Annotated in this window: 28 protein-coding genes; 20 read left to right on the top strand and 8 right to left on the bottom strand. The window is 69.8% G+C overall.

Going from position 1 to position 25,172, the window contains the following annotated elements:
* Nucleotides 1-29: 29 nt before the first annotated feature.
* From AUC47_RS01535 to rpsN, 12 genes are all read left to right on the top strand, one after another.
* Nucleotides 30-1,721 carry a glycoside hydrolase family 13 protein gene (locus tag AUC47_RS01535; RefSeq protein WP_096713483.1) on the top strand — a complete coding sequence of 564 codons (1,692 nt, stop codon included), beginning with the start codon at nt 30-32 and terminating at the stop codon, nt 1,719-1,721.
* Between the two features lie 191 nt (nt 1,722-1,912).
* The gene (locus AUC47_RS01530) at nt 1,913-2,932 is read left to right on the top strand and encodes a metal ABC transporter solute-binding protein, Zn/Mn family (protein ID WP_096713482.1); all 1,020 of its coding nucleotides are present in this window, start codon (nt 1,913-1,915) and stop codon (nt 2,930-2,932) included.
* Nucleotides 2,929-3,771 (top strand): metal ABC transporter ATP-binding protein, encoded by an 843-nt coding sequence (locus AUC47_RS01525; protein ID WP_096713481.1) that lies wholly within the window; start codon nt 2,929-2,931, stop codon nt 3,769-3,771. Before AUC47_RS01530 ends, AUC47_RS01525 begins: the two co-directional genes overlap by 4 nt.
* The gene (locus AUC47_RS01520) at nt 3,768-4,646 is read left to right on the top strand and encodes a metal ABC transporter permease (protein WP_179297476.1); all 879 of its coding nucleotides are present in this window, start codon (nt 3,768-3,770) and stop codon (nt 4,644-4,646) included. Before AUC47_RS01525 ends, AUC47_RS01520 begins: the two co-directional genes overlap by 4 nt.
* 54 nt (nt 4,647-4,700) lie before the next feature.
* Entirely contained in the window at nt 4,701-5,117 is a 417-nt protein-coding gene (locus AUC47_RS01515) for a Fur family transcriptional regulator (protein WP_096713480.1), read from the top strand.
* Between the two features lie 65 nt (nt 5,118-5,182).
* Complete coding sequence (locus AUC47_RS01510) at nt 5,183-6,148, top strand: permease (protein WP_096713606.1); 966 nt, start codon at nt 5,183-5,185, stop codon at nt 6,146-6,148.
* Nucleotides 6,141-6,929, top strand: coding sequence for a TIGR03943 family putative permease subunit (locus tag AUC47_RS01505; RefSeq protein WP_096713479.1), 789 nt, complete (start codon nt 6,141-6,143; stop codon nt 6,927-6,929). Before AUC47_RS01510 ends, AUC47_RS01505 begins: the two co-directional genes overlap by 8 nt.
* Entirely contained in the window at nt 6,919-8,523 is a 1,605-nt protein-coding gene (locus AUC47_RS01500; protein ID WP_256999395.1) for an Ig-like domain-containing protein, read from the top strand. Before AUC47_RS01505 ends, AUC47_RS01500 begins: the two co-directional genes overlap by 11 nt.
* 5 nt (nt 8,524-8,528) lie before the next feature.
* A complete protein-coding gene (locus tag AUC47_RS01495; protein WP_096713605.1) occupies nt 8,529-9,227 on the top strand; it encodes a DNA-3-methyladenine glycosylase in 699 nt (232 codons plus the stop codon).
* A gap of 155 nt (nt 9,228-9,382) precedes the next feature.
* The gene (gene rpmB, locus AUC47_RS01490; RefSeq protein WP_025102729.1) at nt 9,383-9,619 is read left to right on the top strand and encodes a 50S ribosomal protein L28; all 237 of its coding nucleotides are present in this window, start codon (nt 9,383-9,385) and stop codon (nt 9,617-9,619) included.
* Nucleotides 9,619-9,789, top strand: coding sequence for a 50S ribosomal protein L33 (rpmG, locus tag AUC47_RS01485; RefSeq protein ID WP_017203558.1), 171 nt, complete (start codon nt 9,619-9,621; stop codon nt 9,787-9,789). Before rpmB ends, rpmG begins: the two co-directional genes overlap by 1 nt.
* Nucleotides 9,790-9,792: 3 nt before the next feature.
* On the top strand, nt 9,793-10,098 hold the full coding sequence (gene rpsN / locus AUC47_RS01480; RefSeq protein WP_067195802.1) for a 30S ribosomal protein S14: 306 nt from the start codon (nt 9,793-9,795) through the stop codon (nt 10,096-10,098).
* Nucleotides 10,099-10,220: 122 nt separating this feature from the next.
* On the opposite strand, the gene AUC47_RS01475 is transcribed toward rpsN, so the two are convergent.
* Nucleotides 10,221-11,048, bottom strand: a complete 828-nt coding sequence (locus tag AUC47_RS01475) for an alpha/beta hydrolase (protein ID WP_096713478.1) — start codon at nt 11,046-11,048, stop codon at nt 10,221-10,223.
* A gap of 149 nt (nt 11,049-11,197) precedes the next feature.
* Here AUC47_RS01475 and AUC47_RS01470 point away from each other — a divergent pair, with 149 nt between their 5' ends.
* The 3 genes from AUC47_RS01470 (at nt 11,198) to AUC47_RS01460 (ending at nt 14,364) form a co-directional block, all read left to right on the top strand.
* Entirely contained in the window at nt 11,198-11,782 is a 585-nt protein-coding gene (locus AUC47_RS01470) for a TetR/AcrR family transcriptional regulator (protein WP_096713477.1), read from the top strand.
* A gap of 199 nt (nt 11,783-11,981) precedes the next feature.
* Complete coding sequence (locus tag AUC47_RS01465; RefSeq protein WP_050724056.1) at nt 11,982-12,269, top strand: HU family DNA-binding protein; 288 nt, start codon at nt 11,982-11,984, stop codon at nt 12,267-12,269.
* Nucleotides 12,270-12,354: 85 nt separating this feature from the next.
* Nucleotides 12,355-14,364: a cytochrome c oxidase assembly protein gene (locus tag AUC47_RS01460; RefSeq protein ID WP_096713476.1), complete on the top strand. Its 2,010-nt coding sequence runs from the start codon at nt 12,355-12,357 to the stop codon at nt 14,362-14,364.
* On the opposite strand, the gene AUC47_RS01455 is transcribed toward AUC47_RS01460, so the two are convergent.
* Nucleotides 14,361-15,425 carry a hypothetical protein gene (locus AUC47_RS01455; protein ID WP_096713475.1) on the bottom strand — a complete coding sequence of 355 codons (1,065 nt, stop codon included), beginning with the start codon at nt 15,423-15,425 and terminating at the stop codon, nt 14,361-14,363. The two genes, AUC47_RS01460 and AUC47_RS01455, sit on opposite strands and share 4 nt — an antisense overlap.
* Nucleotides 15,426-15,529: 104 nt before the next feature.
* Between AUC47_RS01455 and AUC47_RS01450 the strand changes: the two genes are divergently transcribed.
* On the top strand, nt 15,530-16,927 hold the full coding sequence (locus AUC47_RS01450) for an ATP-dependent DNA helicase (RefSeq protein WP_179297474.1): 1,398 nt from the start codon (nt 15,530-15,532) through the stop codon (nt 16,925-16,927).
* Nucleotides 16,928-17,015: 88 nt separating this feature from the next.
* Here AUC47_RS01450 and AUC47_RS01445 read toward each other — a convergent pair whose 3' ends face one another.
* The gene (locus AUC47_RS01445) at nt 17,016-17,663 is read right to left on the bottom strand and encodes a biliverdin-producing heme oxygenase (RefSeq protein WP_096713473.1); all 648 of its coding nucleotides are present in this window, start codon (nt 17,661-17,663) and stop codon (nt 17,016-17,018) included.
* Nucleotides 17,664-17,845: 182 nt separating this feature from the next.
* Nucleotides 17,846-18,160 (bottom strand): DUF2470 domain-containing protein, encoded by a 315-nt coding sequence (locus AUC47_RS01440; RefSeq protein ID WP_096713604.1) that lies wholly within the window; start codon nt 18,158-18,160, stop codon nt 17,846-17,848.
* An 86-nt stretch (nt 18,161-18,246) separates the two neighbouring features.
* On the opposite strand from AUC47_RS01440, the gene AUC47_RS01435 reads away from it, so the two are divergent.
* Together AUC47_RS01435 and corA are read left to right on the top strand one after the other, a co-directional pair.
* Complete coding sequence (locus tag AUC47_RS01435) at nt 18,247-19,530, top strand: serine hydrolase domain-containing protein (protein ID WP_096713472.1); 1,284 nt, start codon at nt 18,247-18,249, stop codon at nt 19,528-19,530.
* A 34-nt stretch (nt 19,531-19,564) separates the two neighbouring features.
* Complete coding sequence (gene corA / locus AUC47_RS01430) at nt 19,565-20,581, top strand: magnesium/cobalt transporter CorA (protein WP_096713471.1); 1,017 nt, start codon at nt 19,565-19,567, stop codon at nt 20,579-20,581.
* On the opposite strand, the gene AUC47_RS01425 is transcribed toward corA, so the two are convergent.
* Both AUC47_RS01425 and AUC47_RS01420 read right to left on the bottom strand, forming a co-directional pair.
* Nucleotides 20,578-20,823: a multidrug transporter gene (locus tag AUC47_RS01425; RefSeq protein WP_096713470.1), complete on the bottom strand. Its 246-nt coding sequence runs from the start codon at nt 20,821-20,823 to the stop codon at nt 20,578-20,580. The genes corA and AUC47_RS01425 overlap by 4 nt on opposite strands.
* Nucleotides 20,810-22,213, bottom strand: coding sequence for an APC family permease (locus AUC47_RS01420; RefSeq protein ID WP_096713469.1), 1,404 nt, complete (start codon nt 22,211-22,213; stop codon nt 20,810-20,812). Before AUC47_RS01420 ends, AUC47_RS01425 begins: the two co-directional genes overlap by 14 nt.
* 163 nt (nt 22,214-22,376) lie before the next feature.
* On the opposite strand from AUC47_RS01420, the gene AUC47_RS01415 reads away from it, so the two are divergent.
* Nucleotides 22,377-23,066 (top strand): GOLPH3/VPS74 family protein, encoded by a 690-nt coding sequence (locus AUC47_RS01415; RefSeq protein ID WP_096713468.1) that lies wholly within the window; start codon nt 22,377-22,379, stop codon nt 23,064-23,066.
* Between the two features lie 11 nt (nt 23,067-23,077).
* Here AUC47_RS01415 and AUC47_RS01410 read toward each other — a convergent pair whose 3' ends face one another.
* On the bottom strand, nt 23,078-23,812 hold the full coding sequence (locus AUC47_RS01410; RefSeq protein ID WP_096713467.1) for a DeoR/GlpR family DNA-binding transcription regulator: 735 nt from the start codon (nt 23,810-23,812) through the stop codon (nt 23,078-23,080).
* 65 nt (nt 23,813-23,877) lie between these two features.
* Here AUC47_RS01410 and AUC47_RS01405 point away from each other — a divergent pair, with 65 nt between their 5' ends.
* A complete protein-coding gene (locus AUC47_RS01405; protein ID WP_096713466.1) occupies nt 23,878-24,234 on the top strand; it encodes a DUF4406 domain-containing protein in 357 nt (118 codons plus the stop codon).
* Here AUC47_RS01405 and AUC47_RS01400 read toward each other — a convergent pair.
* On the bottom strand, nt 24,231-25,133 hold the full coding sequence (locus AUC47_RS01400) for an SDR family NAD(P)-dependent oxidoreductase (protein WP_096713465.1): 903 nt from the start codon (nt 25,131-25,133) through the stop codon (nt 24,231-24,233). The genes AUC47_RS01405 and AUC47_RS01400 overlap by 4 nt on opposite strands.
* Nucleotides 25,134-25,172: the final 39 nt, after the last annotated feature.

Below are 25,172 nucleotides of genomic sequence, written 5' to 3'. Positions count from 1 at the left end.
GCCCCAAGAAGAAGGAGCACCACCCTCTCATGACCGATGCGACTCTCACCGAGACCCGCAACGACCACTCCGACGACACGGCGGCCTGGTGGCGTCAGGCGATCGTCTACCAGATCTACCCCCGCAGCTTCGCTGATGCGAACGGCGACGGCCTGGGCGACATCCCCGGCATCGTCTCGCGCGCCGACTACCTCGCCGAGCTCGGGATCGACGCCGTCTGGCTCAGCCCGTTCTACCCCTCGGCACTGGCAGACGGCGGATACGACGTCGCCGACTACCGTGACGTCGATCCGCGGCTGGGCACGCTCGCCGACTTCGACGACATGGTCGCGGCGCTGCACGAGCGCGGCATCCGCGTCGTCGTCGACATCGTGCCGAACCATTCGTCGGATCTGCACGAGTGGTTCCAAGAGGCGCTCGCCGCAGGGCGCGGATCGGCCGCCCGCGAGCGGTACATCTTCCGGGAAGGATCGGGGCCGGACGGCTCCGAGCCGCCCACTGACTGGACCGCCGCGTTCGGCGGATCGGCGTGGGAGCGCGTCGAGGACGGCCAGTGGTACCTGCACAGCTTCGCCCCGGAGCAGCCCGACCTGAACTGGGACCACCCCGAGGTGCGCGAGGACTTCCTGAAGACCCTGCGCTTCTGGTCGGACCGCGGTGTCGACGGCTTCCGCATCGACGTCGCCCACATGCTCACCAAGGACCTCAGTGAGCCGCTGCCCAGCACCGTCGAGCTCGACGCGATGCCCCATGACGGCAACCACCCGCTGCACGACCGCGACGACGTGCACGAGATCTACGCCGAGTGGCGGCGTGTCTTCAACGAGTACGACCCGCCCCGCACGGCCGTCGCCGAGGCCTGGGTCTCGACGCCGGAGCGCCGCGCGCGCTACGCGTCGGCCGAGGGACTCGGGCAGGCGTTCAACTTCGACCTGCTCGTGGCCGACTTCGACGCGGAGCAGTTCCGCACGGTCATCACCGACAACCTCGCGCAGGCCCGGATCACGGGGTCGTCGACGACGTGGGTGCTGTCGAACCACGACGTCACTCGGCACGCCACCCGCTACGGCCTCGCGCCGCTGAACGGACGCACCGGCGTCAAGCAGGGCGTTGAGTGGGTGCGGGATGGCGGGCCGGCCGATCAGCTCGACCGCGAGGGCGGTCTGCGCCGGGCACACGCCGCGACGCTGCTGCTGCTCGGACTTCCCGGCAGCACGTACCTGTACCAGGGCGAGGAGCTCGGGCTGCAGGAGGTCGCCGAGATCGCGCCGGAGCAGCGTCAGGACCCGTCGTTCTTCCGCGGGGCCGACTTCGACGGCCTGGGACGGGACGGATGCCGCGTGCCGCTGCCGTGGACGGCATCCGGTCCGTCCTTCGGCTTCGGTGCCGGCGACGCGCACCTGCCGCAGCCCGAGTGGTTCGCCGAGTACGCGGTCGACGTGGAGGAGGCGGATCCGTCGTCGACGCTCGCTCTGTACCGCGAGGCGCTGCGGCTGCGTCGACTGCTGCAGACCGAGGAGGGCCTGGAGTGGGTCGAGACCGGGCGCTCCGACGTGCTGCGCTTCGCGCGGCCGAACGGCTGGCAGATCGTGACGAACTTCGGCACCGAGCCGTTCGACCTCGGCGCGGAGGCCGACGACCTCGTGCTCGGCACGCTCGTCGACGGCGCGGTGCCCGGCGATTCGACGGTCTGGCTCGCCCCGCAGGGCCTCGTCGCCTGACTCGGGGCGTGCTGCGATGGGGGCGAGACCGCTCCCGCTCGCTCCGAAGCCCATCACCCCCGCCGAGCCCCATCACCCCGCACGTCGAGGGTGGTGGGTCTCGGCGCGCGCGGTGGGTCTCGATCTGGGGTGTAACGAGTGAGCACCGGGCTGGTTTGATAATGGTTCTCATTAGCGCGTAGAGTGGGAGCATGAAGAAGCCGGTCGTCGCCCTCGCCCTCGCATCCGTCGCCGCTCTGACGCTGGCGGGATGCTCCACCGCGCCGGCCGCGGGAGAGGGCGGCGACGACGGCATCACGGTCGTCGCGAGCACCAACGTCTACGGCTCGCTGGCCGCGCAGATCGGCGGCGACCGCATCGAGGTGGACTCGATCATCACCTCGGCCACCCAGGATCCGCACTCGTACGAGGCCTCGGCGCGCGACCGCCTCACGGTGCAGAAGGCCGACCTCGTCATCGAGAACGGCGGCGGCTACGACGCCTTCATCGACACGCTGCTGCAGGATGCGCAGGACCCCCACGTCATCACCGCGGTCGAATATTTGCACGACTACCCCGGCAACGAGGGGCACGAGCACGCGGAGGGCGAAGAGGCCGACCACGCGGACGCCGAGGCGACCGAAGAGGCCCACGACCACGACCACGCCGAGGGCGAAGAGGGTCACGAAGGCCACGACCACATCGAGGGCTTCAACGAGCACGTGTGGTTCGACGTGCACACCATGATCCACGTGGTCGAGGCGATCGCCGACGAGCTGACCGAGCTCGACCCCGAGGGCGAGGCGGACTTCACCGCCAACGCCGAGGCCATCGTCGCCGACCTCGAGGGCTTCGAGGCCGACCTCGAGACCCTGAAGACGGATGCCGCCGGCGCCGAGGTCGTCATCACCGAACCCGTCCCCGGGTACCTGGCCGAGTCCGCCGGTCTCACCGACGTGACGCCCGAGGGCTTCGCGGAGTCCGTCGAGGAGGGCTCCGACGTCGCGCCCGCCACGCTGCTCGCCACCCTCGACGTGGTCTCGTCCGGCGCCGTGCGCGCCGTGCTGACCAACGCCCAGACCGGCGGGCCCGAGACGCAGCGCGTCGAGGATGCCGCGACCGAGGCCGGCATCCCCGTCGTCGCCTTCACCGAGCTGCTGCCGGAAGGATCGTCGTACGCTGAGTGGATGAGTGACGCGATCCAGAGCCTCGCCGACGCATTGACGTCGTGAGCGGCGCCGCCGACTCCGAGGCACGTCCTACGCCGCGCACCCCCGTCCTGGAGGTGCGCGGCGCCGCCCTGCACCGCGGCGACCGCGAGCTATGGTCGGGTCTCGACCTGACCGTCGAGCCGGGCGAGTTCATCGCCGTGCTCGGCCCGTCGGGATCGGGCAAGACCACGCTGCTGCGCAGCATCCTGGGCCTGCAGCCTCTGTCTGCAGGAGAGATCCGGGTCGCGGGGGAGCCCGTGCGCAAGGGCAACCGTCGCATCGGGTACGTGCCGCAGCAGCGCTCGCTCGCTCCGGACACGAGCATGCGCGCCCGTGATCTCGTGGCGCTCGGCGTGCAGGGCAGCCGATTCGGATTCCCCGTGCCGCACCGCGGCGACAAGGCGAAGGTCGACGATCTGCTCCGGGCGGTCGGCGCCTCGCACTTCGCGGACCGCCGCGTCGGTCTTCTCTCCGGCGGAGAGCAGCAGCGGCTGCGGGTGGGGCAGGCGCTCGCCGACGAGCCGTCGCTGCTCCTCTGCGACGAGCCGCTGTCGAACCTCGACCTCGCGAACCAGGTCGCCGTGACCGACATCATCGACCGCCAGCGCCGCGAGCGCGAGGCCGCCGTGCTGTTCGTCACGCACGACATCAACCCGATCCTCGGCCGCGTCGACCGCATCCTCTACATCGCCGGCGGGCGTTTCCTGCTCGGCACGCCAGACGAGGTGCTGCAGACGCGGGTGCTCACGGAGCTCTACGGCACGCCCGTCTTCGTGCTCCGCGCCGGTGACCGGCTCGTCGTCGTCGGAGTGCCGGATGCCGAGCCCCATCACGATCACGATCACGAGGCCCACGCATGAGCGCCGTGACCGGCATCGTCCAGACCGTGGACTGGAGCGACGTGTTCTCGTTCCAGGACTACGGCGACCTCGTCTCCCTGCTCGCGAACTCGATCGTCGCGGGCGCCGTGCTCGGCATCGTCGGCGGCCTCATCGGCGTCTTCGTGATGCAGCGCGACCTCGCCTTCGCGGTGCACGGCGTGAGCGAGCTGTCGTTCGCGGGGGCCGCCGCGGCGTTGCTCTTCGGCGGCAGCGTCGTCGCGGGATCGCTGGGCGGTGCGCTCGTCGCGGCGATCCTCATCGGCGTCCTCGGCGCGAAGGCGCGCGACCGCAACTCGATCGTCGGGGTGCTCATGCCGTTCGGCCTCGGCCTCGGCATCCTGTTCCTCTCCCTCTACGACGGCCGGAGCGCGAACCGGTTCAGCCTGCTGACCGGGCAGATCGTGTCGGTGTCGAGCCCCGACCTGGGGTGGCTGCTCGGCATCAGCATCGTCGTGCTGCTCGGCCTGCTGCTGATGTGGAATCCACTGCGCTTCGACTCGCTCGACCCCGAGTCCGCCGCCGCCCGAGGGGTGCCGACGCGTGCCGTGAGCCTGCTGTTCATGGTGCTGCTCGGGCTCATCGTCGCGGTCAGCGTGCACATCATCGGAGCCCTGCTGGTGATGGCGCTGCTCGTGACGCCGGCCGCGGCGGCGATGCGCGTCTCGGCCGGCCCGGTCGCCGTGCCGCTGCTCGCGGCGCTCTTCGGTTTCGTGTCGGCGGTGGGCGGCATCCTGCTCGCGCTCGCCGGAACGCTTCCGGTCAGCCCGTACATCACGACCCTGTCGTTCACGATCTACGTCGTGTGCTGGATCGTTCAGCGGGCGCGCAGCGGCGTGCGGCGCGTGCGGGCCTGACCGCCTCGCCCGCTCCCAGCCCCCGACAAGGGCGGCGCGCCTAGAATCGTGGGTATGGCTCAGCGGAACACCTGGCAGCGCGAACGCGTGCGCGAAGCGCTCGCCGACGCGCGTGGTTTCGTGAGCGCCCAGAGCCTGCACGCCTCGCTCCGCGACGACAACACGGGCATCGGCCTCGCGACCGTGTACCGGGCACTGGCCGGACTAGCCGCCTCCGGCGACGCCGACTCGCTGCAGAGCCCCGAGGGTGAGGCGCTCTACCGCGCGTGCACCACGCAGGGCCACCACCACCACCTGATCTGCCGCAACTGCGGACTCACGGTCGAGATCGAGGCCAAGGACGTCGAGCAGTGGGCGCACCGCACCGCCGCGCTGCACGGATTCACCGACGCCGCACACGTCGTCGACATCTTCGGCCTCTGCGCCCCCTGCACCAACAAGCGCGCCGCAGAAGAGGCAGCGATCGCGTGACCGCGCAGGCCACGACCCGGACGGCGCATTCGCATCGGCCCGTCAGGCCGCCGCGGTCGCCGTGGATCGGCGTCGCGCTCGGCGCCGGCATCGTCGCCGCGCTGTTCCTCGTCGACGCGTTCCTGCCGAACCTGTACGAGGCGGCACTCCCGAGTCGTGCGCAGGACGGACTGACCCTCGCGCTCAGCGTGCTCATCGAGGCGCTGCCCTTCGTCATCCTCGGCGTGCTTCTGTCGATCGTGGTGCAGGTGTGGCTGCCGTCCGACGTCATCCACCGCTGGCTCCCGAAGCGCGCGTGGGCGCGTCGAGCCGTGCTGTCGCTGCTGGGGATGCTGATCCCGGTGTGCGAGTGCGGCAACGTGCCCTTCGCCCGCGGACTCATGATGCGCGGCCTCGCGCCCGCCGAAGCGCTGACGTTCCTCATCGCGGCGCCGATCGTGAACCCGATCGTGATCCTCACGACGCACGCCGCGTTCGGGTTCGACGACGGCATCCTCGTCGCACGTCTCGTCGGCGGATACCTCATCGCGAACCTCATCGGCTGGATCTACAGCCGCCACCCCTCGCCCGACGCGCTGCTCACGCAGCGCTTCGTCGACACGTGCGAGCGGGTCACGCACGAGCCCGGCACCCCGGTCCGTCGCAGCCTCACGCAGTTCCTCGTCGAGCTGCGCGCGGTCATGCCGGCGCTCATCATCGGATCCGCCTTGGCCGGTGCGGTGCAGGTGCTCATCCCGCGGGAGCTGCTGCTCGCGATCGGGTCCAACCCCGTGCTGTCGATCGTCGCGATGATGGCGCTCGCCATGACCGTCGCGATCTGCTCGAACGTCGATGCGTTCTTCGCGCTCTCGTTCGCCTCGACGTTCTCGTCGGGTGCGATCGTCGCGTTCCTGCTCGTCGGTCCGCTCGTCGACGTGAAGATGCTCGCGCTCATGCGCACCACCTTCACCACGCGCACCCTGGCCGGCATCGTCGGCGTCGTGGTGCTCGCCGCCTTCGCCATCGGAATCGGGGTGAACGTCTTTGTCTGAGCAGTCCGTCTCGCGGCGCCGCGCCCTCGCCGCTCGCTGGCTGGGTGTGGGGCTCGCGAGCGTCGTGTCGATCGTCACGCTCGGTCTCGGGGCGACCGGTCGCCTCACGCTCTACATCAGCCCCGAGTCGGTGTGGTTCGCCTGCGCCGCCGCCGTCGTCACGCTCGCCGCCGCGATCTGGTCGTGCACCCTGCCGCTCGGCGCTGAGAGCGACCACGGACATGATCACGGTCACGATCACGGTCATGCGGATGCCGAGGGCGAGCCGCCCTCCGCTCGGCGGGCCTTCGCGACGGCGGGCACGGTCACAGGCGGAGTGATCGCGTCGGGCGTCGTGATCGCCGCCCTCGTGCTGCCGCCCGCGTCGCTCTCGGTCGAGCTCGCGATGTCGCGCGCGGGGGAGCAGACCGCGCTCTTCGCCGGCGCCGACGACGTGACGCTCGGAGTCGCCGACACCTCGACCTTCGGCGTGGGCGATTGGGCGAGCGTGTTCGCATCCGCGACGAACACCGCCGCGTACGACGGCAAGGCTGTGTCGCTCACGGGATTCGTGACCCCGGCGGATGCCGACGGCGTGAACCTCACGCGACTCGTCATCACGCACTGCGTGATCGACGCCCAGACGGCGACGCTGCCCGTCACGATCGATGACGGCGAGTTCAAGACCGGACAGTGGGTGCAGGTCGAGGGGACCGTCACGGCCGATGCGGACGGCCGGCTGCACGTCGACCCGACGTCGGTGACGCCCATCGACGAGCCCGGGGATCCGTATGAGTACTGACGAGCCCGCCGTCCCGCGCACCCGCGCCGAGATGCGCGCAGCCCGCGAGGCTGCGGCCCGTGCCGAGGCCTCCGCCTCCCGGTCGTCGAGCGAGACTGACGCTTCTCCCGGGTCGTCGAGCGACGACGGCGGAGCCGACCCTTCGCACGGGTCGTTGAGCGAGGACGGCGGAGCCGACCGAGACGAAACGCGGCGGGTTCCGGTCGACGTCGTCCCGACACCACCCCGCGACCGCCGGTTCCTCGTCGCGCTCGGAGCCGTGCTCGGCATCCTCGTCCTGGTCGGAGCGGGTCTCGGGTTCGTGAGCCTCACGCAGGGACCCCGCATCACCGAGGTCCAGGTGAACCCCGAGCAGGCGATCGACACGTCGGGCAGTCGCGTCATCCTCACGACGAATCAGTCGCTCGCGGCGATCGACGAGTCGCAGGTCACGGTCGAACCGGCCGTGCCGTTCACGCTCGACGCGGCGGGGCGCGGTGTCGGCATCCGCTTCACCGTCCCTCTCGACGACGACACCGAGTACACGGTGCGCGTCGCCGACGCGACCGGCGCGGGCGGCGGCCCGTCGGCGACGCTGTCGACGAGCTTCACCACGCCCGCCTCGAAGATCTTCCTCCTGAACCGCGATGCGGACGGCGACGACAAGATCTTCCGCACCGACCTGACCGGAGAGAAGGCCGAGCCGGTCTTCGCGGCCGACAAGATCAACGACTTCCGTGCCACGTCGACCCAGCTCGTGGTCTCGGTCGAGGAGGACGAAGGGTCGAAGCTCCTCGTGATGAAGCGCGACGGCTCCGATCAGCGCGAGCTGAAGCTCCCCGGCGACGGCTATGTCGGGGCGATCCAGGTCTCCGACCGTGGCGGCTACGTCGGCTACAGCTATTCCGACCGCGAGCTGAGCGACACGGAGGGCCGCGCGAGCGTGCTCGTCACGCAGTCGCTCAGCGGTGACGACGATCCGGTGGTGACCGAGGTCGGCGGCAAGGAGGCGAACATCTTCGTCTGGCAGTTCGTGCCCGACAGCTCGGCGGTGCTGTTCATCGACTTCGACGGCGCCCTGTCGCTCATCGACCGGTCGTCGGATGCCGGTGTGCAGTCGCTCGGGCTGGCGACGACCATCCAGGGGATCAGTCGCGGCACCTACACGGCCATCGTCGAGCGGCTCGACGGCACGGTCGTCGAGCTCAACCTCACGGACGGCTCGGAGCAGCCCCTCGCCGCCTCGAACCCGGACTACGGCACGGCGACGACGATCACTCCGTACCCGGGCGGCACGCTGCGGCATGTCGTGGCGCGCGACGCGAACGGCATCCCGTCGGGTCAGGCCATCATCACCGTCGACGACGAGGGGACCGCGACGCCGCTGGTCGAGGTCGGCCCAACCGACTCCATCCTGCAGGCGTGCGCCTCGCCCAGCGGCCAGTACGCCGCGGTGGTCATCGCGCCCGACCTGACCGACAACCCCTACGACCAGATGCTCCTTCCCCTGCCGGAGAACATGGAGACGCACCTGATCGACCTGCGCACCGGCGAGGAGCTCGTCGCGCTCACCGGGTTCGACGCGTCGTGGTGCCAGACGGCGCCGCAGTTCTGAGCGTCATGGCTGCCGTGCCCTCCCTGCATCGCGCCACGCGCGCCGAACTGTCCGCTCTGCCGGTCGAGGTAGCGCCGCTGCTGCTGGGCGGCGAGCTGCGCACCCTGGTCGGCGGATCGGCCGTGCATCTGCGCATCACCGAGGCCGAGGCCTACCACGGCCAGGGCACGGGACCGCTCGCCGACCCCGGTTCGCACGCCCGCATGGGCCGCACGGCGCGCAACGCCACGATGTGGGGCGAGCCGGGGCACCTGTACGTATACCTCAGCCACGGCATCCACTCCTGCGTGAACGTCGTCTCGGGAGCCGAGGGTCAGGCGGGCGGGATCCTGCTGCGCGCCGGCGAGGTCGTGCACGGAGCGGATGCCGCGGCCATCCGTCGCGGAGCCGAACCGCCCCTGACACCGCGACTCCTCCGTGATCTCGCGCGGGGTCCGGGTCGGTTCGGGCAGGCGGCAGGGCTGCGGCATCCGATCCACGACGGGATCGACGCGATCACGGGTGCCGAGCAGGAGGGCGCGCGGGCGGAGCTCTGGCTCCGCGACGAACCGGTCGCCGATGTCGCGACGGGACCGCGAGTCGGTGTCGCGGGAGTCGCGGGGACGGACGCCTTCCCCTGGCGATTCTGGATCGCCGGAGATTCCACCGTCTCGCCCTTCCGCTGGGGGAGGGGTGCGCAGGCCGCCTCGGTGGCCGACGCGTGACCGTGCTAGACTGACTCTTTGTCTGCGCACACTCCTGTGCGTAGTTCGTGTGCTCCCCCTCTTCTCAGCCGAGGAATCGGCGGTCGAGAGGGTGCGCGCAGACAAGGGATCTTGGGTGGGGCCGTCCGGCCTCACGGTAATGAAGGAGTCACATCATGGCAGCAGTGTGCCAGGTGACCGGTGCTGTTCCCGGCTTCGGTCACAACGTCTCGCACTCGCACCGCCGGACGAAGCGCCGCTTCGACCCGAACGTGCAGAAGAAGACGTATTTCGTCCCGTCGCTCGGTCGTAAGATCACGCTCAACGTGTCCGCCAAGGGCATCAAGGTGATCGACGCACGCGGCATCGAGAACGTGGTCAAGGACCTCCAGGCGAAGGGTGTGAAGCTCTAATGGCCAAGAAGGCACAGGACGTCCGTCCGATCATCAAGCTGCGCTCGACGGCAGGTACGGGTTACACGTACGTGACGAAGAAGAACCGCCGCAACACCCCCGACCGTCTCGTGCTCAAGAAGTACGACCCGGTCATCCGTCAGCACGTCGAATTCCGAGAGGAGCGTTGATCCATGGCTAAGAAGAGCAAGATCGCTCGCAACGAGCAGCGCAAGGCAGTCGTGGACCGCTACGCGGAGCGTCGTCTCGAGCTGAAGAAGACCCTCGTCGACCCGAACGCGTCGGACGAGGCCCGCGAGGCCGCTCGCGTTGGCCTGCAGAAGCTGCCGCGCAACGCGTCGCCGGTCCGCCTGCGCTCGCGCGACGTCATCGACGGCCGCCCCCGTGGTGTCCTCACGAAGTTCGGCATCTCGCGTGTCCGCTTCCGTGACATGGCGCACCGCGGCGAGCTGCCCGGCGTGACCAAGTCGAGCTGGTAAGCCACAGCATCCAGTCAGAAGGGGCGAGGATCTTCGGATCCTCGCCCCTTCTGCATCCCCGGTTCTTTCTCTCCTGCCCTGCGCGGACGCTTGCCTACGATCTCCTGCGCGACCCGGCCTCATCAGGCGACGGATGCCGCGGAGTGCTCCGTCGCCCAGGCGAGGGCGTCGTCGGCGATCTCCTGCCAGCCGTCCTGGCTGACGAGGCGGTGGGTGCGGCCGGCGTATTCGCGATACTCGACGACCGAGGGGCTTCCGGTCGAGCGGTACTTCTTGACGATCGCCCTGCCGATCGCCGGCGGCACGACGTGGTCGATCTCGCCGGTGATGACGAGCAGAGGTGCGCGGTCCGCTCGTGCGTAGTCGACGCGCGTGACACCGCCCTTCTCGTTCAGCACCGAGCTCACGCCCTCGAAGAACACGCGGTTGTACGAGTTCACCGCGTACTCCTCCCAGAGCACGTCCGACTCTGCGCGGCTCAGGTCGTTGCCGAAGGTGAAGTGGAAGTGGCGCTTCGACAACGGCTTCGCACCCTTGATACCGAACGGGTTGGACAGGATCGGTGTGCCTGTCCAGAGCGTCGAGAGCGGCAGCGCGGTCACGCCGGCGGTCTGTCCCGGCGCAACGCCGACGTAGGCGACCCCGAGGCCGCGGTCGGCGAGCATCTGGGTGATGACGCCGCCGAACGAGTGCCCCATGATGATCGGCTTCACCGGGAGGGCGCGGATGATGCGCTCGTAGTGGTCGGCGATCTGCGCGAGGCCGATGTCCTTCAGCCCCGACGGGTCGCGGCGGATGTCGGCGACGTCGCGGTCGTCGATACCGGGCCAGCCCGGGACGATGACCTCGTGGCCCAGCGCGCGGTAGCGCTCCGCCCAGGTGTCCCAGCTCTTCGGCGTCATCCACAGGCCGTGGATCAGGACGATCGGTGTCTTGTCGGTGGTGGCCATCTCGTCTTCTCCTCTGTTCCGATCCCGCCGGTGCGGGATGCGATATCGTGATAGTAGACCGAACGTTCTATCCACCGCAACCATTCCCAAAAAGTCGACGTCGTGATCCGGGGAACGACAGGACGGATGCCACGATGAGAGGGATCACCATGGACACCACCACTCTCCGGCGGCCCAGCGCCGCGCGCACACGCCTGATCGACACGGCGACCCGTCTCTTCTACGAGGAAGGGATCCACGCGGTCGGCGTCGACCGGATCATCGACGAGGCGGAGGTGACGCGAGCCACCCTCTACAAGCAGTTCGGCGGCAAGGAGAACCTCGTGCTCGCCTACCTTCGCAACGAGGACGAGCTGCTCCGGGCGATGTTCGATCAGGCGGGCGCCGATGTGACGGACCCAGCGGCTCTCGTCGACGCGGTCATCGACGGCATCGCCGCCGACATTCGGCACCGGCACACGCGAGGCTGCCCCTTCATCAACGCCGCGGCGGAGTATCCCGACGCCGGGGGTCCGGTGCGCACCCTCATCGACGAACACCGCGAATGGTTCCGCTCGACTCTCGAGGAGGTCGCTGCGGGGGCCGGGCTCGACCATCCGTCCGACGTCGCGGCGTCACTCGTGCTACTCCGCGACGCGGCGCTCGTCGGCGGATACCTCGACGGCGAGGACCGTGTCGCCCCGGCCTTCGAACGCACCGCGCGGGCCGTCGTCGAGGGCCATCGCCCAGCGTGACGGGGCCCGTCTCGGCCCGTCCTCACACGTCACTTTCGTCACATCTGCACCACGACACGCCAAGGAAAAGCCCAAAACCCGCGAAATGACGCGGAAATGTGGGTCGTCGTTGGTACATTCAAGGCGGTCACACGACCAACGGCAGGCAGCCGCCTGCCGCACCACAAACGATGCGACGGATCCGTCGCTGGAGGATGACATGGCTGACAAGTCCATCACCAAGACCGAGCTCGTCGCGAGCATCGCTTCCGCCACCGGCCAGAGCCAGGCCACCGTCTCGGGCGTTCTCGACGCGCTGTTCTCCTCGGTCTCCGACGCTGTTGCCAAGGGCAGCAAGGTTTCGATCCCGGGCTGGATCTCGTTCGAGCAGGTCGCGACCGCCGCTCGCACGGGCCGCAACCCGCAGACCGGTGCCGAGATCAAGATCCCGGCCGGCAAGCGCGTCAAGGTGACCGCCGGTTCCAAGCTCAAGGCTGCCGTCAAGTAAGACCGCACCTCTCGAAGGCCGCTCCCGATCCGCCGGGGGCGGCCTTCGGCGCGTCCTCCCCGGCCGCGCGGCTTAGGCTGGAGGGGTGAGTTCCCGCGCCGTGTCAGCCCCGACGAGCCCTGCCTATCGTGCAGTCGGCGTCGGCATCCTGCTCGCGGGCGGACTCGTCGCCGTCGTCGTCGCCCTGATCCTCGGCGGAGGCGCGGCCCCGCTCCTTCTCCAGGACCCCGGACCGTTCGTGCGCTGGGCGATCCCCGTGGTCAAGCTGGTGATGAACATCGCCGCCGCGGCCATGCTCGGCTCCCTCGTCCTCGCCCTGTTCGCGCTGAAGTCGGAGCAGAAGTCCTTCGAGGTCGCGCTCAACACGGCATCCGTCGGCGCAGCCGTGTTCACGGTCACCGCGGGCATCAGCGCGTTCCTCACGTTCATGGCCGCGTTCAACCCGCAGCTGAGCGCCGAGCGCGAATTCGGCACACAGCTCGGCCGCTTCCTGCTCGAGACCGCGCTCGGCCAGTCGTGGCTCATCACGACGATCATGGGGTCGATCATCACCGTGCTCGTGTTCGCGTGGCGCAGCTGGCTGCCCACACTCCTGACGGCGATCCTCGCCGCGGCATCCTTCCTCCCTCTCGCGACCCAGGGGCACTCCGGAGAGCTGTCGGGTCACAACGTGGCCGTGAACTCGATCCTGCTGCACACGATCGGCGCGGCGGTCTGGCTGGGCGGCCTGCTGCTCGTTATCGTGCTGCGCGGTCGCTCCGACATCGGCACGGCGAAGCTCGTCTCCCGCTACTCGAGCCTCGCCATCGCGGCGTTCGTGGTCGTCGCGGTCTCCGGACTCGCCCGGTCGGTGGTCGCCCTCGGCGACATCACGCAGCTCATGACGCCGTACGGCGGCATCCTCATCGCCAAGGTCGTGCTGCTCGTCGGCATGGGACTGTTCGGCGCCTGGTATCGCATCCGCCTCATCCCACGGCTCGACGGGCCGCAGGCGGCGCGCTGGTTCTGGATGCTGGTGCTCGGCGAGATCGCGCTGATGGGCCTCGCCTCCGGCGCCGCCGCAGCACTCGCACGGACACCCCCGCCCACGGGCGAGGAGGCGGCGTTCGTGCAGACGCCCGCCGAGAACCTCACGCGTTCGCCGCTGCCGCCCGAGTTCACCATCGATCGCTGGTTCACGGCGTGGGACATCGACATCCTCTGGCTCGTCGCCGCCGGCTTCGGTCTGTTCTTCTATCTCGCCGGTGTGCGTCGCCTGCAGAAGCGCGGCGACCGCTGGCCGATCCACCGCACCGTCTTCTGGGTGCTCGGGATGCTCATGCTCGTGTGGGTGACCGGCGGGCCCATCAACGCCTACCAGGAGTACCTCTTCAGCGTGCACATGCTCGGGCACATGATGCTGTCGATGGCGATCCCGCTGCTGCTGGTCTCCGGCGCCCCGGTCACCCTCGCGCTCCGCGCGATCCACAAGCGCGACGACGGCACGCGCGGCGGTCGCGAGTGGATCATGTGGGCCGTGCACTCGCCGTTCGCGAAGGTGGTCACCCACCCGTTCGTCGCGGCGGCGATCTTCATCGTCTCGCTCTGGGCGTTCTACTTCACCGACCTCGTGCGCTGGTCGATGTACGAGCACCTGGGCCATGAGTGGATGGTCGCGCACTTCCTGATCTCGGGGTACCTGTTCGTCATGAGCCTCGTCGGGGCCGACCCCGTGCCCTACCGCCTGCCGTACCCGGGCCGTCTCATCACCCTCATCGCTGTCATGGCCATGCACGCGTTCTTCGGCATGGCGATGATGATGCAGGAGGGGCTGATGGTCGCCGACTGGTTCGGCTCGATGGGCCGCGACTGGGGCCCCTCCCCGATGGAGGATCAGTACATCGGCGGCGGCATCGCGTGGTCGATCGGCGAGATCCCCACCCTGATCCTCGCGATCACGGTGGCGATCCAGTGGAGCCGGAGCGACACGAAGCTGCAGAAGCGCCGCGATCGGCATGCCGACCGCACGGGCGATGCCGAGCTCGAGGAGTACAACGCCCGGCTCGCCGAGCTCGCCGACCGCGACCGGCGCGAGGCCGAGCGCGCAGCGCGCTAGTCCTGCGGCGCGTCCTCCGGCGACCCGACCCGGATCGACGCCGAGCCGTCGGGCAGGATCGCGATGGTGCCGTTCACCTGGAACGGCACGTCCTCGGAGACCGCCTGCACCTTGCCGTCGAAGAGGGAGCGGATCTCGACCTCGACGTGCGCCACGGCATCCGTCGGGGGGATGCTCCACTGGCCGTTCTCGTCAGGAACGACCGTGACCTGCGGCTGCGCCGCGATCGACCACTGCGGCAGCGAGGCGATGCGGTTCGACACCTCGAGCCCGAACGGGCAGGCCGTCGGCTGCAGCACCTCCTGCGTCGTGCACTCGGTCAGGAACTCCTCGACGCGCTGCTGCACGACTGCCACGAACTCCTCGGTCGGCTCGGTCTGCACGTCGAGCGGGGTGATGGCGAGCGGGGTGTCGGCCAGCACGCCCACACCCGTCGACGTCGAGATCGGCGTGTCGACGGTCACGGAGTAGATGCCGGGCGTGAACACCAGCATCGGGAGCGGATCGAGCGGGGTGGCGTCGGCGGAGATCTGCCGCCGGTCGACCTCGAATCCGTTGATCGCGAACCGGTCGGCGCCGCGCAGCGTGAGGTTCACCACCGCGAGCGGGCTGGTGGTGAAGCGCCAGTTCGGGGTGACCCCCGCCCAGCCGTCCTGCGCTACCGAGAACGTCGTCGTGCCCTCGTGCTCGCCCGCGCGGTACGACACCGTGACCGCCACATGGTCGCCTTCGGGCTTCTCCGAGACGACCTCGACCTGCGAGAGCGGCGCGAGCGCGGCTTGGCGCAGCATGGCTTCGGATGCCGAGGCCATGATCCCGGCATTCTCCAGCGTCTCGCTGTCGATGGCCACCCCCGGCACACGGAGCGCGTCGGCGGCCTTGCCCTGCGAGAGCAGGTCGAGATATCGCTGGACGAACGCGGACGGGCCGTAGAACTGCTGGTACAGCGTGGCGCCGCCCGCCGCGAGGGCGGCGACGAGCACGAGTCCGACGACGGCGAGGAGCGCGAGGTCGGCAGCGAGACGGGAGCGCCGGGGCGCCTTCGTCTCGACCTGCTGCATGGCGCAAGTCTAGGAGGGGGCGCTGGGGGGACGCCGAGCGTCGACGGGGCGCCGCCTCCGTGTCAGAGGGATGCCGTGCCGCTGCGCCACGTACCATGAGAGTCGTGTCCTTTCCCGCCCTGTCAGACGAGCAGCAGGAGCTGTTCCGGCTGATCGAGGACACGAGTGAGCACGTCTTCATCACGGGGCGCGCCGGCACGGGCAAGTCGACCCTGCTGCAGTACTTCTCGTGGAACACCAAGAAGCAGATCGCCATCTGCGCGCCGACCGGAGTCGCCGCCCTCAATGTGGAGGGACAGACGATCCACTCGCTGTTCCGCCTGCCGATCGGGTTGATCGGCGACTCCGACATCGACCAGAACGACAACACCCGCCGGATCCTCAACGCGATCGAGACGCTCGTGATCGACGAGATCTCGATGGTGAACGCCGACCTCATGGACGCGATCGATCGCTCGCTCCGACAGGCGCGCGGCAAGCGCGGCATCCCGTTCGGCGGCGTGCAGGTCGTGATGTTCGGCGATCCGTACCAGCTGGCGCCGGTGCCGCCGCGCGGCGACGAGCTGCGGTACGTGAAGGATCACTACCGGTCGTTCTGGTTCTTCGACGCGAAGGTCTGGGTCGGCTTCGACGGCGACGACGCCGCCGCACCCTCGGGTGACGCGCTCTTCGCGGTCGACACCCGTGCGGAGCTGCATGTGCGCGAGCTCGTGCAGATCCACCGGCAGTCCGACGACGGGTTCAAGGCCATGCTGAACGCCGTGCGCTACGGCCGCGTGACCGCCGAGATCGCCGGGGTGCTCAATACGCAGGGTGCGCGGACGCCTCCCGAGCCCGAGCCGGGCGAGGTGCCGATGATCACGCTCGCGACCCGCAACGACATCGTCAACGGCATCAACAGCCGTCACCTCGCGGCGCTGCCGGGCAAGGAGCAGACAGCGAAGGCCGAGATCAACGGCGAGTTCGGCCGCGGAGAGGCGTCGCTGCCCGCTGAGACCGAACTCAAGCTCAAGGTCGGCGCGCAGGTGATGTTCCTGCGCAACGACACGTCGATGTCGGGGGAGCCGCCGCGGTGGGTCAACGGCACGATCGGAACGGTCGTGCGCATCCTCGGCGAGACCGTGCGCGTCGAGATCGACGGCGAGGAGGTCGACGTCGAACCCGCTGTGTGGGAGCGATTCCGGTACTCGTACGAGCCGACGACGAAGAAGCTGACGCGCGACGTCATCGCGGAGTTCACGCAGTTCCCGCTCCGTCTGGCGTGGGCGGTTACCATTCACAAGTCGCAGGGGAAGACCTACGACCGGGCGATCATCGATCTCGGATCCGGTGCGTTCGCCCCCGGTCAGACCTATGTCGCGCTCTCCCGGCTCACGTCGCTCGACGGACTGTATCTGTCGCGGCCGCTCCGCCCGAGCGACATCCGCGTCGACGAGGACGTGCGGCGATTCATGCGCGACGCGTGGCTGGCGCGGTCGACGCCGGAGGTGGGCCGCGCCTGAGGCGTCAGCGGGGTGTGGTGCGTTTCGTCTCGTCGCTGCGCTCCTCGCGCAACGACCCGGTGGCCCGAAGGTCGTCGAGTGAGCGGCGTCAGGCGGCGACGCGCGCGCGGTCGAGGTCTTCGAAGAGCTCGGTGTTGAAGCGGTAGGCGAGCAGCACCTCGTCGATCACGCGCTCGCGCTCGGCGTCGTCCCACGGGGCGGCGTCGAGCTGCTCGCGGTAGACGTCCTTGAAGGCGTTCGGGTCGGCGATGTCGTCGAACAGGTAGAAGCCGATCCCGTTGGTCTCGAAGCCGAAGCGACGTGCCATGACGCGGCCGATGAAGATGCCGCCCGACAGGTCGCCGAGGTACCGGGTGTAGTGGTGGGCGACGAAGCCGCCGGCCCAGGTCGCGCCGACCTGGCGGATGCGCTCGACGTAGCGCTGCGTGGTGGGCAGCGGGCTGATGAGCTCGCGCCACTCCTCGCCGAGCAGGAACGCGAGGTCCGCCTCGAGGGCGGGGAGGCGGGTGAGCTTGTCGCTGAGGAAGACCGACGCGACGGGGTCCTGACGCATCCGATCGCCCGCGCCCTCGAGCGCCTCGTAGATGAAGTAGTGCTGGGCGACGAGCGAGATGTAGTCCTCGCGGGATCCCTCGCCCTTGAGCAGATCGGACATGAAGCCCGCCCCTTCGCTGCGCGAATGCGAACCGGAGGAGCGCTCACGGAGGGCGGCGGAGAAGGAGAGGATCTCGGACATGTCCTCAGTGTAAGGGTTGCCTAACTTGAAGCGAAACCCTCGATGTCACGCCGCCTGCGCCCCACTCCCACGCCGAGCCACCCCCTTCGCATCGAACCACCCTCTTCCCACCGTGCCGTAGGGGGTGGCTCGGCGAGAAGGGGGTGGCTCGGCGAAACGAAAGGCCGCGTCCGTGCGCGTCGTCAGTCGTGAGGTCGGGGTTCGATGCCCAGCTTCGCGCAGGCGAGGTCGTAGATCGCGACGACCTCGCGCCGCACCGCCGGACGCTCGGTGATGGGACCGCCCGGCCACGGGACGCGCAGCTCGGATGCCGTGCCCCCGCGGGTCACACTCCACGTGCCGCCGTCACCGTCGAACCCGGTCATGGTGGACCCCGTGACCTCGCCCTCCTCGTCGGTGGAGAACGCCCGGGCGATCAGCAGGTTGTCGTCGGTGTGGTCGCCGTTCATGTGGCGGAGGACGGCGGCGATGATATCGGCATCGAACGTGTGGGGCATGATCATCACCCTACGGGCACGCCCGATGCGTACTTTCAGCATCCGCGTTCTAGACTCGGGAGACACGTCTTCCGGGGGTCCCCTTCATGCAGCTTCTCTCGTCGCGCAGGTTCCGCGCAGCAGCGGCCGGCGTCGCCATGCTCGGGATCTTCCTCACCGGGTGCACGTCCGAGCCCTCCTTCACCTACGAGCCACCGGCTCAGGTCGACGGCGCTCTGCCCGACGACACGGTCGCGGCCATGCAGGATGCCGTGAACAACGCCCTCACGGCTTCGGGCGCGACCGGCGCCGTCGTCGGCGTCTGGGTGCCGTGGAGCGGCACCTGGGTCACCGGCGTGGGAACCCAGGAGCCGGGCGCAGGTGATGAGATCAGCACCGACATGGCGTTCCGCATCGGCGATGTGACCCGCCTGATGACCTGCGACGTGCTGTACGCGCTCGCCGACGAGGGGACCGTCGAGCTCGACGATCCCGTTCCCGACTACGTCTCGGGTGTGCCGGACATGACCGACATCACGCTGGTCGACCTGTGCAACGGCACGAGCGGCATCGGCTCGTCCGAGGCCGTCGCGAAGTCCGCGTGGCTGAACACTCCTGAGCGTGTCTGGGCTCCGCTCGAGCTGGCCTCCTACGGTCTGGGTGCCGGCCGCATCGCGCCGCACACCGCCTACCGCGAGTCCGACTCCGGATACCTGATCCTCGGCCTGGCGCTGGAGCGCGCCTCCGGGATGACGGCCGCCGAGCTGATCTCCGAGTACGTCACCGAGCCCCTCGGGCTCGCGGACACGTCGCTGCCGCGGGCGACTGCGGCCCCGCCGTCGACCGGCCCCGTCATGAACGGCCACTATCTGTCGGCGGTCGAGGGCGGATACAACTGCGCGGCCCCCGTGGACATCACGACCCTGTCGTCGAGCACCGGGTTCACCGACTCCGGCGTCGTGTCGACCATCGAGGACCTCGGTCGGTACGCCCAGGCCGAGGCCGCCCAGGTACTGCGCACCGAGGAGGAGCCGAACCGCTTCGGAGCGCCGCTGCCGGCCTACGACGGTGCTCCGTCCTGGCAGCAGGCGACCGGCGGTGCGAGCCTCGTCGGATCGATGATCGGACAGTACGGCTGGACTCCGGGTTACGCCACCGCCGCGTACTCCGATCCGACCACCGGGTTCACGGTCGCGGTGTCGCTCAACGACTCGACGCAGGGCGGTACGATCGCCGCGTACCTCGCGTGGGAGCTCGCCGCCATCGCGTCGAAGGCCCCCGCGGCGTCCGGGCAGACGGCCCCCGAGTTCGGCCTGCCCTTCACGGCTGAGCAGTATCACCAGGCGATCGCCGACACGGCCGTCGCCTGCGTCGCGCCCGCCGAGGGCTGAGCGCAGCCGGCAGCGCCGGAGCGGGAGGAGCGCCATGCCGATCATCGACAACGCCATCTACGTCGACGGCGTCCGCACCGAGAATCCCGCCAGCCTCAGCGAGACCTTCGAGCTCATGCACGCGCGCGGCGGGATGAGCTGGATCGGTCTGTACCGTCCGAATGAGCAGGAGATCCGCGAGGTGGCCGACGAGTTCGGCATCCATCAGCTCGTGGTCGAGGACGCACTCGCCGGCCACCAGCGCTCGAAGCTGGAGCGCTACGGCGACGTGCTGTTCATGGTGCTGCGCTCCGCCCGCTACCTCGACGCGACCGAGGAGGTCGAGTTCGGCGAGATCCACGTGCTCGTCGGGCCGGAGTTCGTCGTCACGATCCGCCATGCCGAGTCTCCCGACCTGGGCAGGGTGCGTCGTCGCCTCGAGGGCGATCCCGCCCTGCTCACGCAGGGCCCGGAGGCCGTGCTGTACGCGATCCTCGACGAGGTCGTCGACGAGTACGCGCCCGTGCTCGCCGGCCTCGAGAACGACATCGACGAGATCGAGAGCCAGCTGTTCGAGGAGGGTGTCGACGCGACGCAGCGCATCTACGAACTCGGACGCGAGGTCATCGACTTCCAGCGGGCGACTCAGCCGCTGTCCGGCATGCTCGACGCGCTGCTGCGCGGCTCGGAGAAGTACCACGTCGACGAGGAGCTGCAGCGGTACCTCCGCGACGTGCTCGACCACACGCTGCGGATCGCCGACCGAGTCACCACGTTCCGCACCGTGCTCGACAACGCGCTCACGGTGGAGTCGACGATCGTCGCCCGCCGCCAGAACGAGGAGATGCGGCGCATGACCGAGCTGAGCATCCGCCAGAACGATGAGGTCAAGCGCATCTCCGGCTGGGCCGCGATCCTCTTCGCCCCGACCCTCGTCGGCACCGTCTACGGGATGAACTTCGACCACATGCCGGAACTGCACTGGGCATTCGGCTATCCGATGGCGATCGGACTCATGCTCGCGATGGGCGTCGGCCTCTACGTCGCGTTCAAGCGCAAGGGCTGGCTCTAGCGGCCCTCGGGCTCGCGGTCCACCGGGCGGCCCTGGTCGTCGACCTCGACGCCCGGTCCGGGTCCGGGCCGCACCGCGGCATCGGGGGCGATGTCGATGCGCGTGACGCCGTCGTGCTCGGTGACCTCGATGCGCGGCGCCGCGTCCTCCTCCGTCGCGTTCGGGGCGGCGGTCAACTGGTCGTGACGCTTCTCGTCGAAGGTCATGTCGTCGACGCTGCTGGTGTCGTCAGGCGTTGCCATGGGTGTCCTCCTGGGTGGGGGCGGTGGTCGTGGGGGAGTCGGAGGCGGTGGTCGCCGTGCGATCGGAGCGCGCGCGTCCCCAGCGGGCGAGCGCGAAGAGCACCACGCCCACGGCGAGCAGGATGGCGCCGAAGAGCCACACCACCGGCCGCTGCTGAGTGAGCAGCAGGATGCAGGACGCGACGCCGAGCACCGGCACGAACGTCCAGACCCGGAAGTGGTCGTGCTCGACCCGGTCGCGACGCAGCACCAGCACCGAGACGTTGACGCTCAGGAACACGAACAGCAGGAGCAGCACCACGGTCTCGGCGAGTGTCGCGAGGTCGCCGACGAGCGTGAGTCCCATCGCGACGAGGGTCGTGGTGAGGATCGCCCCCCACGGAGTCTTCCGGTTGGGGAGCACCCGCCCGAGCACACCGGGGAGGAGGCGCTGCTCGGCCATGCCGTAGGTGAGGCGGCTCACCATGATCATGGTCAGCAGCGCGCCGTTGGCGACGGCGATGAGCGCGATGAGGCTGAACAGCCAGGAGGGGATGCTGACGCCGGTGGCCTCGACCACCGCGAGCAGCGGGCCGCTGGACTCCTGCAGCTCGGAGGCGGGGAGGGCGATGGAACTCGCGACGCCGACGAGCACGTAGACGGCACCGGCGGTGAACAGTGCCCCGAACAGCGCACGCGGGTAGGTCCGGCGCGGGTTCTTGACCTCTTCGATCATGTTCGCGGAGGTCTCGAAGCCGACGAACGAGTAGTACGCGATCACCGCTCCGCCCAGCACCGCGAGGGCGACCGGTGTGCCCTCGGGGGTCGCGGTCAGGCGCGATGCGTCACCGCCCCCGCCCGCGACGAAGATGCCGACCACGGCGATCACGATCACGAGGCCGCTGAGCTCGATCGCGGTCATGACGAGGTTCGCGCCCATCGACTCCCGGATGCCGCGGGCATTGAGCGCGGCCACGATGGCGAGGAACACGATGGCGACGGGCGTCGCCGGCAGGTCGAAGAAGGTGCCGAAGTAGTCGCCGGCGAAGGCGATCGCCAGGCCCGCTGCGCTCGTGACGCCGGCGGCGAGCATGCTGAAGCCGACGAGGAACGACACGATCGGACTGCGAAAAGCGCGCTCCGCGAAGACCGAGGCACCCCCCGCGCGCGGGTACTTCGTCACGAGCTCCGCGTAGGATCCGGCTGTCAGCAGGGCGAGGAGCAGCGCGAGCAGCAACGGGGCCCACAGCATCCCGCCGACCTCTTCTGAGAGCACGCCCATCAGCGCGTAGATCCCGGCGCCCAGCACGTCGCCGAGGATGAAGGCGAACAGCAGCGGGCCGGTGATCGCGCGCCGCAGCTTGGTGGGCGTCTCCGCGCCGGTGGGCGCGGCAGTCGTGTCGGATGCCATGCGCTGAACCCTAGGAACGTCTTCGCCGCCGGGCGACGGGGTTGACACGGCGCGGTCCGGTCGGCCAGGCGGCGTCGGCGCGGTCCGCTCTGCCGCGTGCCGGCGTCGGGAATCATTCCTGCGGCGGATGCCGAGCGTCGGCGCTCGTGCATACCGTTGAGTCATGCTGATCGTCGAAGAGCTCCACATGCTCCTCCTCCGTCCCGACGGCCGGGTCGACTCCTCGGTGAGCGTCAATCGCCTGTACGGCGAGATCGCCGCCGTGCTCACCGACCTCGCTCTGCGCGGCCGCATCACCCTCACCGACGAGCGTCACCCCGTCGTCGGGATCGCGTCGACCGAGCCGACCGGGCATCCCGTGCTCGACACGACGCTCGAGCGACTGATCCCGCTGCGCGGCAAGCGTCTGCAGTCGCTCATCGCACGTCCCAAGCTCGACCCGCTCGAGGTGGTCGTCGAGTCGCTCCTGGTGCAGGGCGTGCTGATTCGCGGGGAGCGCGGCTTCTTCGGCTGGGGATCGGTCCGCACGCCCGAGTCCGACCCGGCCCCGGAGCGCGTGCTGCGGGCCCGGCTCGCCGATGTGATCGCGGGCGACCGTGTCGCCGCGAGGGCCGACCTCTCACTGCTGTCCATCCTGCAGAACCTGAATGCGGCGCACGCGATCCTCCGCGAGGAATGCGCGGGCGCGTCGGCTCGCGACCTCAAGAAGCGGATCGAGCAGCTGACGGCGGAGTCGCCGCAGGCCGACGGCACAGCGGTGGGCGACGCCGTGGCGAACGCGCTCAACGCCGCCATGGCGGCGGCGATGATGGCGGCCATGACGCCGGCGATCGTCGCGGCCACGGTCAGCTGAGCGCGCTTCCGTCACACGGTCGGGAGCCGCTCGATGAGCGGATTGCGGTCGACGGGGTCGACGACGATCCCGGTCACGGCGTCGACGTCGAGCACCGGGTAGTGAGAGGTCGCACCGATCTTCTCCTCGCTGCCGAGCACGTAGGTGCGCCGGCTTCGGGCGGCGACGGCGCGCTTCGTCGCCGCATCGTCGAGGCGACCGGTGGTGAGGCCGTTCTCGGGGTCGATGCCGGTGACGCCGAGGAAGAACGCGTCGGCGGCGAGGTGCTGCAGGGCCTCGATGGCGAGCGGGCCGCTTGCGACGAGCGAGTGTCGCGACAGCTCGCCGCCGATCATCACGACGCGCGCATCGGAGTGCTCGGCGACCGCCAGCGCGACGGCCGGGCTCGGGGTGATCACGGTCAGATCGGCATCCGCGGGCAGCATCCGGGCCATCGCGAGTGTGGTCGTTCCCGCGTCGAGGACGACGGTGGATGCCGGGGCGATCAACTGCACGGCGCGGTGCGCGACCCGCTCTTTGCTCGCCGAGGCGAGCCGGAGGCGTTCCTCGACGGGGCGATCGGCCGCGGGGACCGGCAGCGCGCCGCCATAGACGCGAACGAGCTCGCCGGCCTCGGCCATCTCGCGGAGATCGCGCCGGATCGAATCCTCCGACAGCGACAGCTCGCGGGCGACGTCCTTGGCGACTACGCGTCCCTCGCGACGCAGAATCTCGCGCAGATGCGACTTCCGCTGAGCGCTCAACATGCGTTCTCCTTCGAGAGTTTCACGGAGTTGCACGTTTGTGCACGGTTAACGATACAGTCCTCGACATGAACACACCACTCCTCATCCTCATCGCCGGCCCGTACCGTTCCGGAACCGGCGGCGACCCCGACCTCATCGCCCGCAACCTCACACGCCTGGAAGAGGCCGCTGCTCCGATCCACCGGCTCGGGCACGTCCCGATGATCGGGGAGTGGGCGGCACTGCCGATTCTGCGCGGTCTCGACGAGCGCGAGGCCGAAGAGGGCGACGTCATGTACGAGACCGCTCGTCGCCTCCTGCAGCACTGCGACGCCGTCTTGCGGCTGCCCGGCGAGTCGGCCGGTGCCGACAAGGACGTCGAGATCGCACGGGAGCGCGGTCTGCCCGTGTACCGGTCGCTCGACGAGATCCCCGCCGTCTAGACGTCGAACCGCACGCCGGTGAGCTGCTCCGCCGCCGTCCAGAGAGCGGCCCCGGTCGACCGGGACCGCACCTCGTCCGAGGCGCGGACTCGGCGGGGTGCGCCGCGGAACTCGAGCAGCCCGCCCGGTCCCCAGTAATCGCCCCCGGTCGCGTCGGGTGACGTCGCGGCGTGCACGATCGGCGCGGCACCGGCATCCTTCCCCTGCACCAGTCCGCGCGTCAGCGAGGCGAGGCGTCGAGCGATCGGTCGTACGGGGGCGAGGCCGTCGCGGATCGGGGTGAGCGGATCGACCGCATAGCCGGGGTGCGCACAGAGCGCCGAGCGTGCGGTGCCGCGCCAGCGTCGGTCGAGTTCGAACGCGAGGGCCATCACCGCGGCCTTCGACCGGCCGTACTGGCGTAGCGAGGCTCCGGTCCACGCGGCGTCGATGGTGCCCGGGTCGATGCGTGCGAAGCGGTGGGCGATCGACCCGACCGCGACGACGCGGGCGTCCGGCGCCAGCGAGGGCAGGAGCTGCGCCAGCAGGGCGAAGTGGCCGAGGGCGTTGGTACCGATCATGAGGTCGTGTTCGTCGGCCGTGCGGTCGTCGGGGTCGGCCGCCTTCACCCCGGCGTTGCAGATCACGCCGTGCAGCGGCTCGTCGACGCTCGCCGCGGCCGTGGCGACGCTGGTGAGGGATCCGAGATCGAGGGAGAGGATGCCGACGTCGGCGCCCTCGACCCGCTCGCGGATCGACCGTTCGGCCACGCCCGCGCGCTCGGTCGAACGGCATCCGAGGAGCACGCGCGCGCCGCGGGCGGCGAGCTGCTCGGCGCACCAGTAGCCGATGCCGGCGTTCGCTCCGGTGACGAGGGCGGTGCGGCCGACGAGGTCGCGTGCCTGCGGAGTCGGGGTCATCACTCCAACCTAGGGTGCCCGGCCTCGGGGGTCGCCGCC

Origin of the sequence: Microbacterium sp. SZ1 (assembly GCF_002362255.1) — a bacterium.
GTDB lineage: Bacteria > Actinomycetota > Actinomycetes > Actinomycetales > Microbacteriaceae > Microbacterium.
The sequence above is the reverse complement of the archived record's forward strand: the minus strand, read 5'-3'. Positions and strand labels throughout refer to the sequence as shown.

What these genes read in the sequence shown, in the direction of transcription:
- corA (WP_096713471.1), top strand. Translation starts at nt 19,565, where the DNA reads ATGCCGATCATCGACAACGCCATCTACGTCGACGGCGTCCGCACCGAG.
- AUC47_RS01425 (WP_096713470.1), bottom strand. Translation starts at nt 20,823, where the DNA reads ATGGCAACGCCTGACGACACCAGCAGCGTCGACGACATGACCTTCGAC.
- AUC47_RS01410 (WP_096713467.1), bottom strand. Translation starts at nt 23,812, where the DNA reads ATGTTGAGCGCTCAGCGGAAGTCGCATCTGCGCGAGATTCTGCGTCGC.
- AUC47_RS01495 (WP_096713605.1), top strand. Translation starts at nt 8,529, where the DNA reads ATGGCTGCCGTGCCCTCCCTGCATCGCGCCACGCGCGCCGAACTGTCC.
- AUC47_RS01435 (WP_096713472.1), top strand. Translation starts at nt 18,247, where the DNA reads ATGCAGCTTCTCTCGTCGCGCAGGTTCCGCGCAGCAGCGGCCGGCGTC.
- rpmG (WP_017203558.1), top strand. Translation starts at nt 9,619, where the DNA reads ATGGCCAAGAAGGCACAGGACGTCCGTCCGATCATCAAGCTGCGCTCG.
- AUC47_RS01530 (WP_096713482.1), top strand. Translation starts at nt 1,913, where the DNA reads ATGAAGAAGCCGGTCGTCGCCCTCGCCCTCGCATCCGTCGCCGCTCTG.
- AUC47_RS01475 (WP_096713478.1), bottom strand. Translation starts at nt 11,048, where the DNA reads ATGGCCACCACCGACAAGACACCGATCGTCCTGATCCACGGCCTGTGG.
- AUC47_RS01500 (WP_256999395.1), top strand. Translation starts at nt 6,919, where the DNA reads ATGAGTACTGACGAGCCCGCCGTCCCGCGCACCCGCGCCGAGATGCGC.
- AUC47_RS01520 (WP_179297476.1), top strand. Translation starts at nt 3,768, where the DNA reads ATGAGCGCCGTGACCGGCATCGTCCAGACCGTGGACTGGAGCGACGTG.
- AUC47_RS01455 (WP_096713475.1), bottom strand. Translation starts at nt 15,425, where the DNA reads ATGCAGCAGGTCGAGACGAAGGCGCCCCGGCGCTCCCGTCTCGCTGCC.
- AUC47_RS01420 (WP_096713469.1), bottom strand. Translation starts at nt 22,213, where the DNA reads ATGGCATCCGACACGACTGCCGCGCCCACCGGCGCGGAGACGCCCACC.
- AUC47_RS01415 (WP_096713468.1), top strand. Translation starts at nt 22,377, where the DNA reads ATGCTGATCGTCGAAGAGCTCCACATGCTCCTCCTCCGTCCCGACGGC.
- AUC47_RS01465 (WP_050724056.1), top strand. Translation starts at nt 11,982, where the DNA reads ATGGCTGACAAGTCCATCACCAAGACCGAGCTCGTCGCGAGCATCGCT.
- AUC47_RS01515 (WP_096713480.1), top strand. Translation starts at nt 4,701, where the DNA reads ATGGCTCAGCGGAACACCTGGCAGCGCGAACGCGTGCGCGAAGCGCTC.
- AUC47_RS01535 (WP_096713483.1), top strand. Translation starts at nt 30, where the DNA reads ATGACCGATGCGACTCTCACCGAGACCCGCAACGACCACTCCGACGAC.
- rpmB (WP_025102729.1), top strand. Translation starts at nt 9,383, where the DNA reads ATGGCAGCAGTGTGCCAGGTGACCGGTGCTGTTCCCGGCTTCGGTCAC.
- AUC47_RS01470 (WP_096713477.1), top strand. Translation starts at nt 11,198, where the DNA reads ATGGACACCACCACTCTCCGGCGGCCCAGCGCCGCGCGCACACGCCTG.
- rpsN (WP_067195802.1), top strand. Translation starts at nt 9,793, where the DNA reads ATGGCTAAGAAGAGCAAGATCGCTCGCAACGAGCAGCGCAAGGCAGTC.
- AUC47_RS01405 (WP_096713466.1), top strand. Translation starts at nt 23,878, where the DNA reads ATGAACACACCACTCCTCATCCTCATCGCCGGCCCGTACCGTTCCGGA.
- AUC47_RS01445 (WP_096713473.1), bottom strand. Translation starts at nt 17,663, where the DNA reads ATGTCCGAGATCCTCTCCTTCTCCGCCGCCCTCCGTGAGCGCTCCTCC.
- AUC47_RS01400 (WP_096713465.1), bottom strand. Translation starts at nt 25,133, where the DNA reads ATGACCCCGACTCCGCAGGCACGCGACCTCGTCGGCCGCACCGCCCTC.
- AUC47_RS01440 (WP_096713604.1), bottom strand. Translation starts at nt 18,160, where the DNA reads ATGCCCCACACGTTCGATGCCGATATCATCGCCGCCGTCCTCCGCCAC.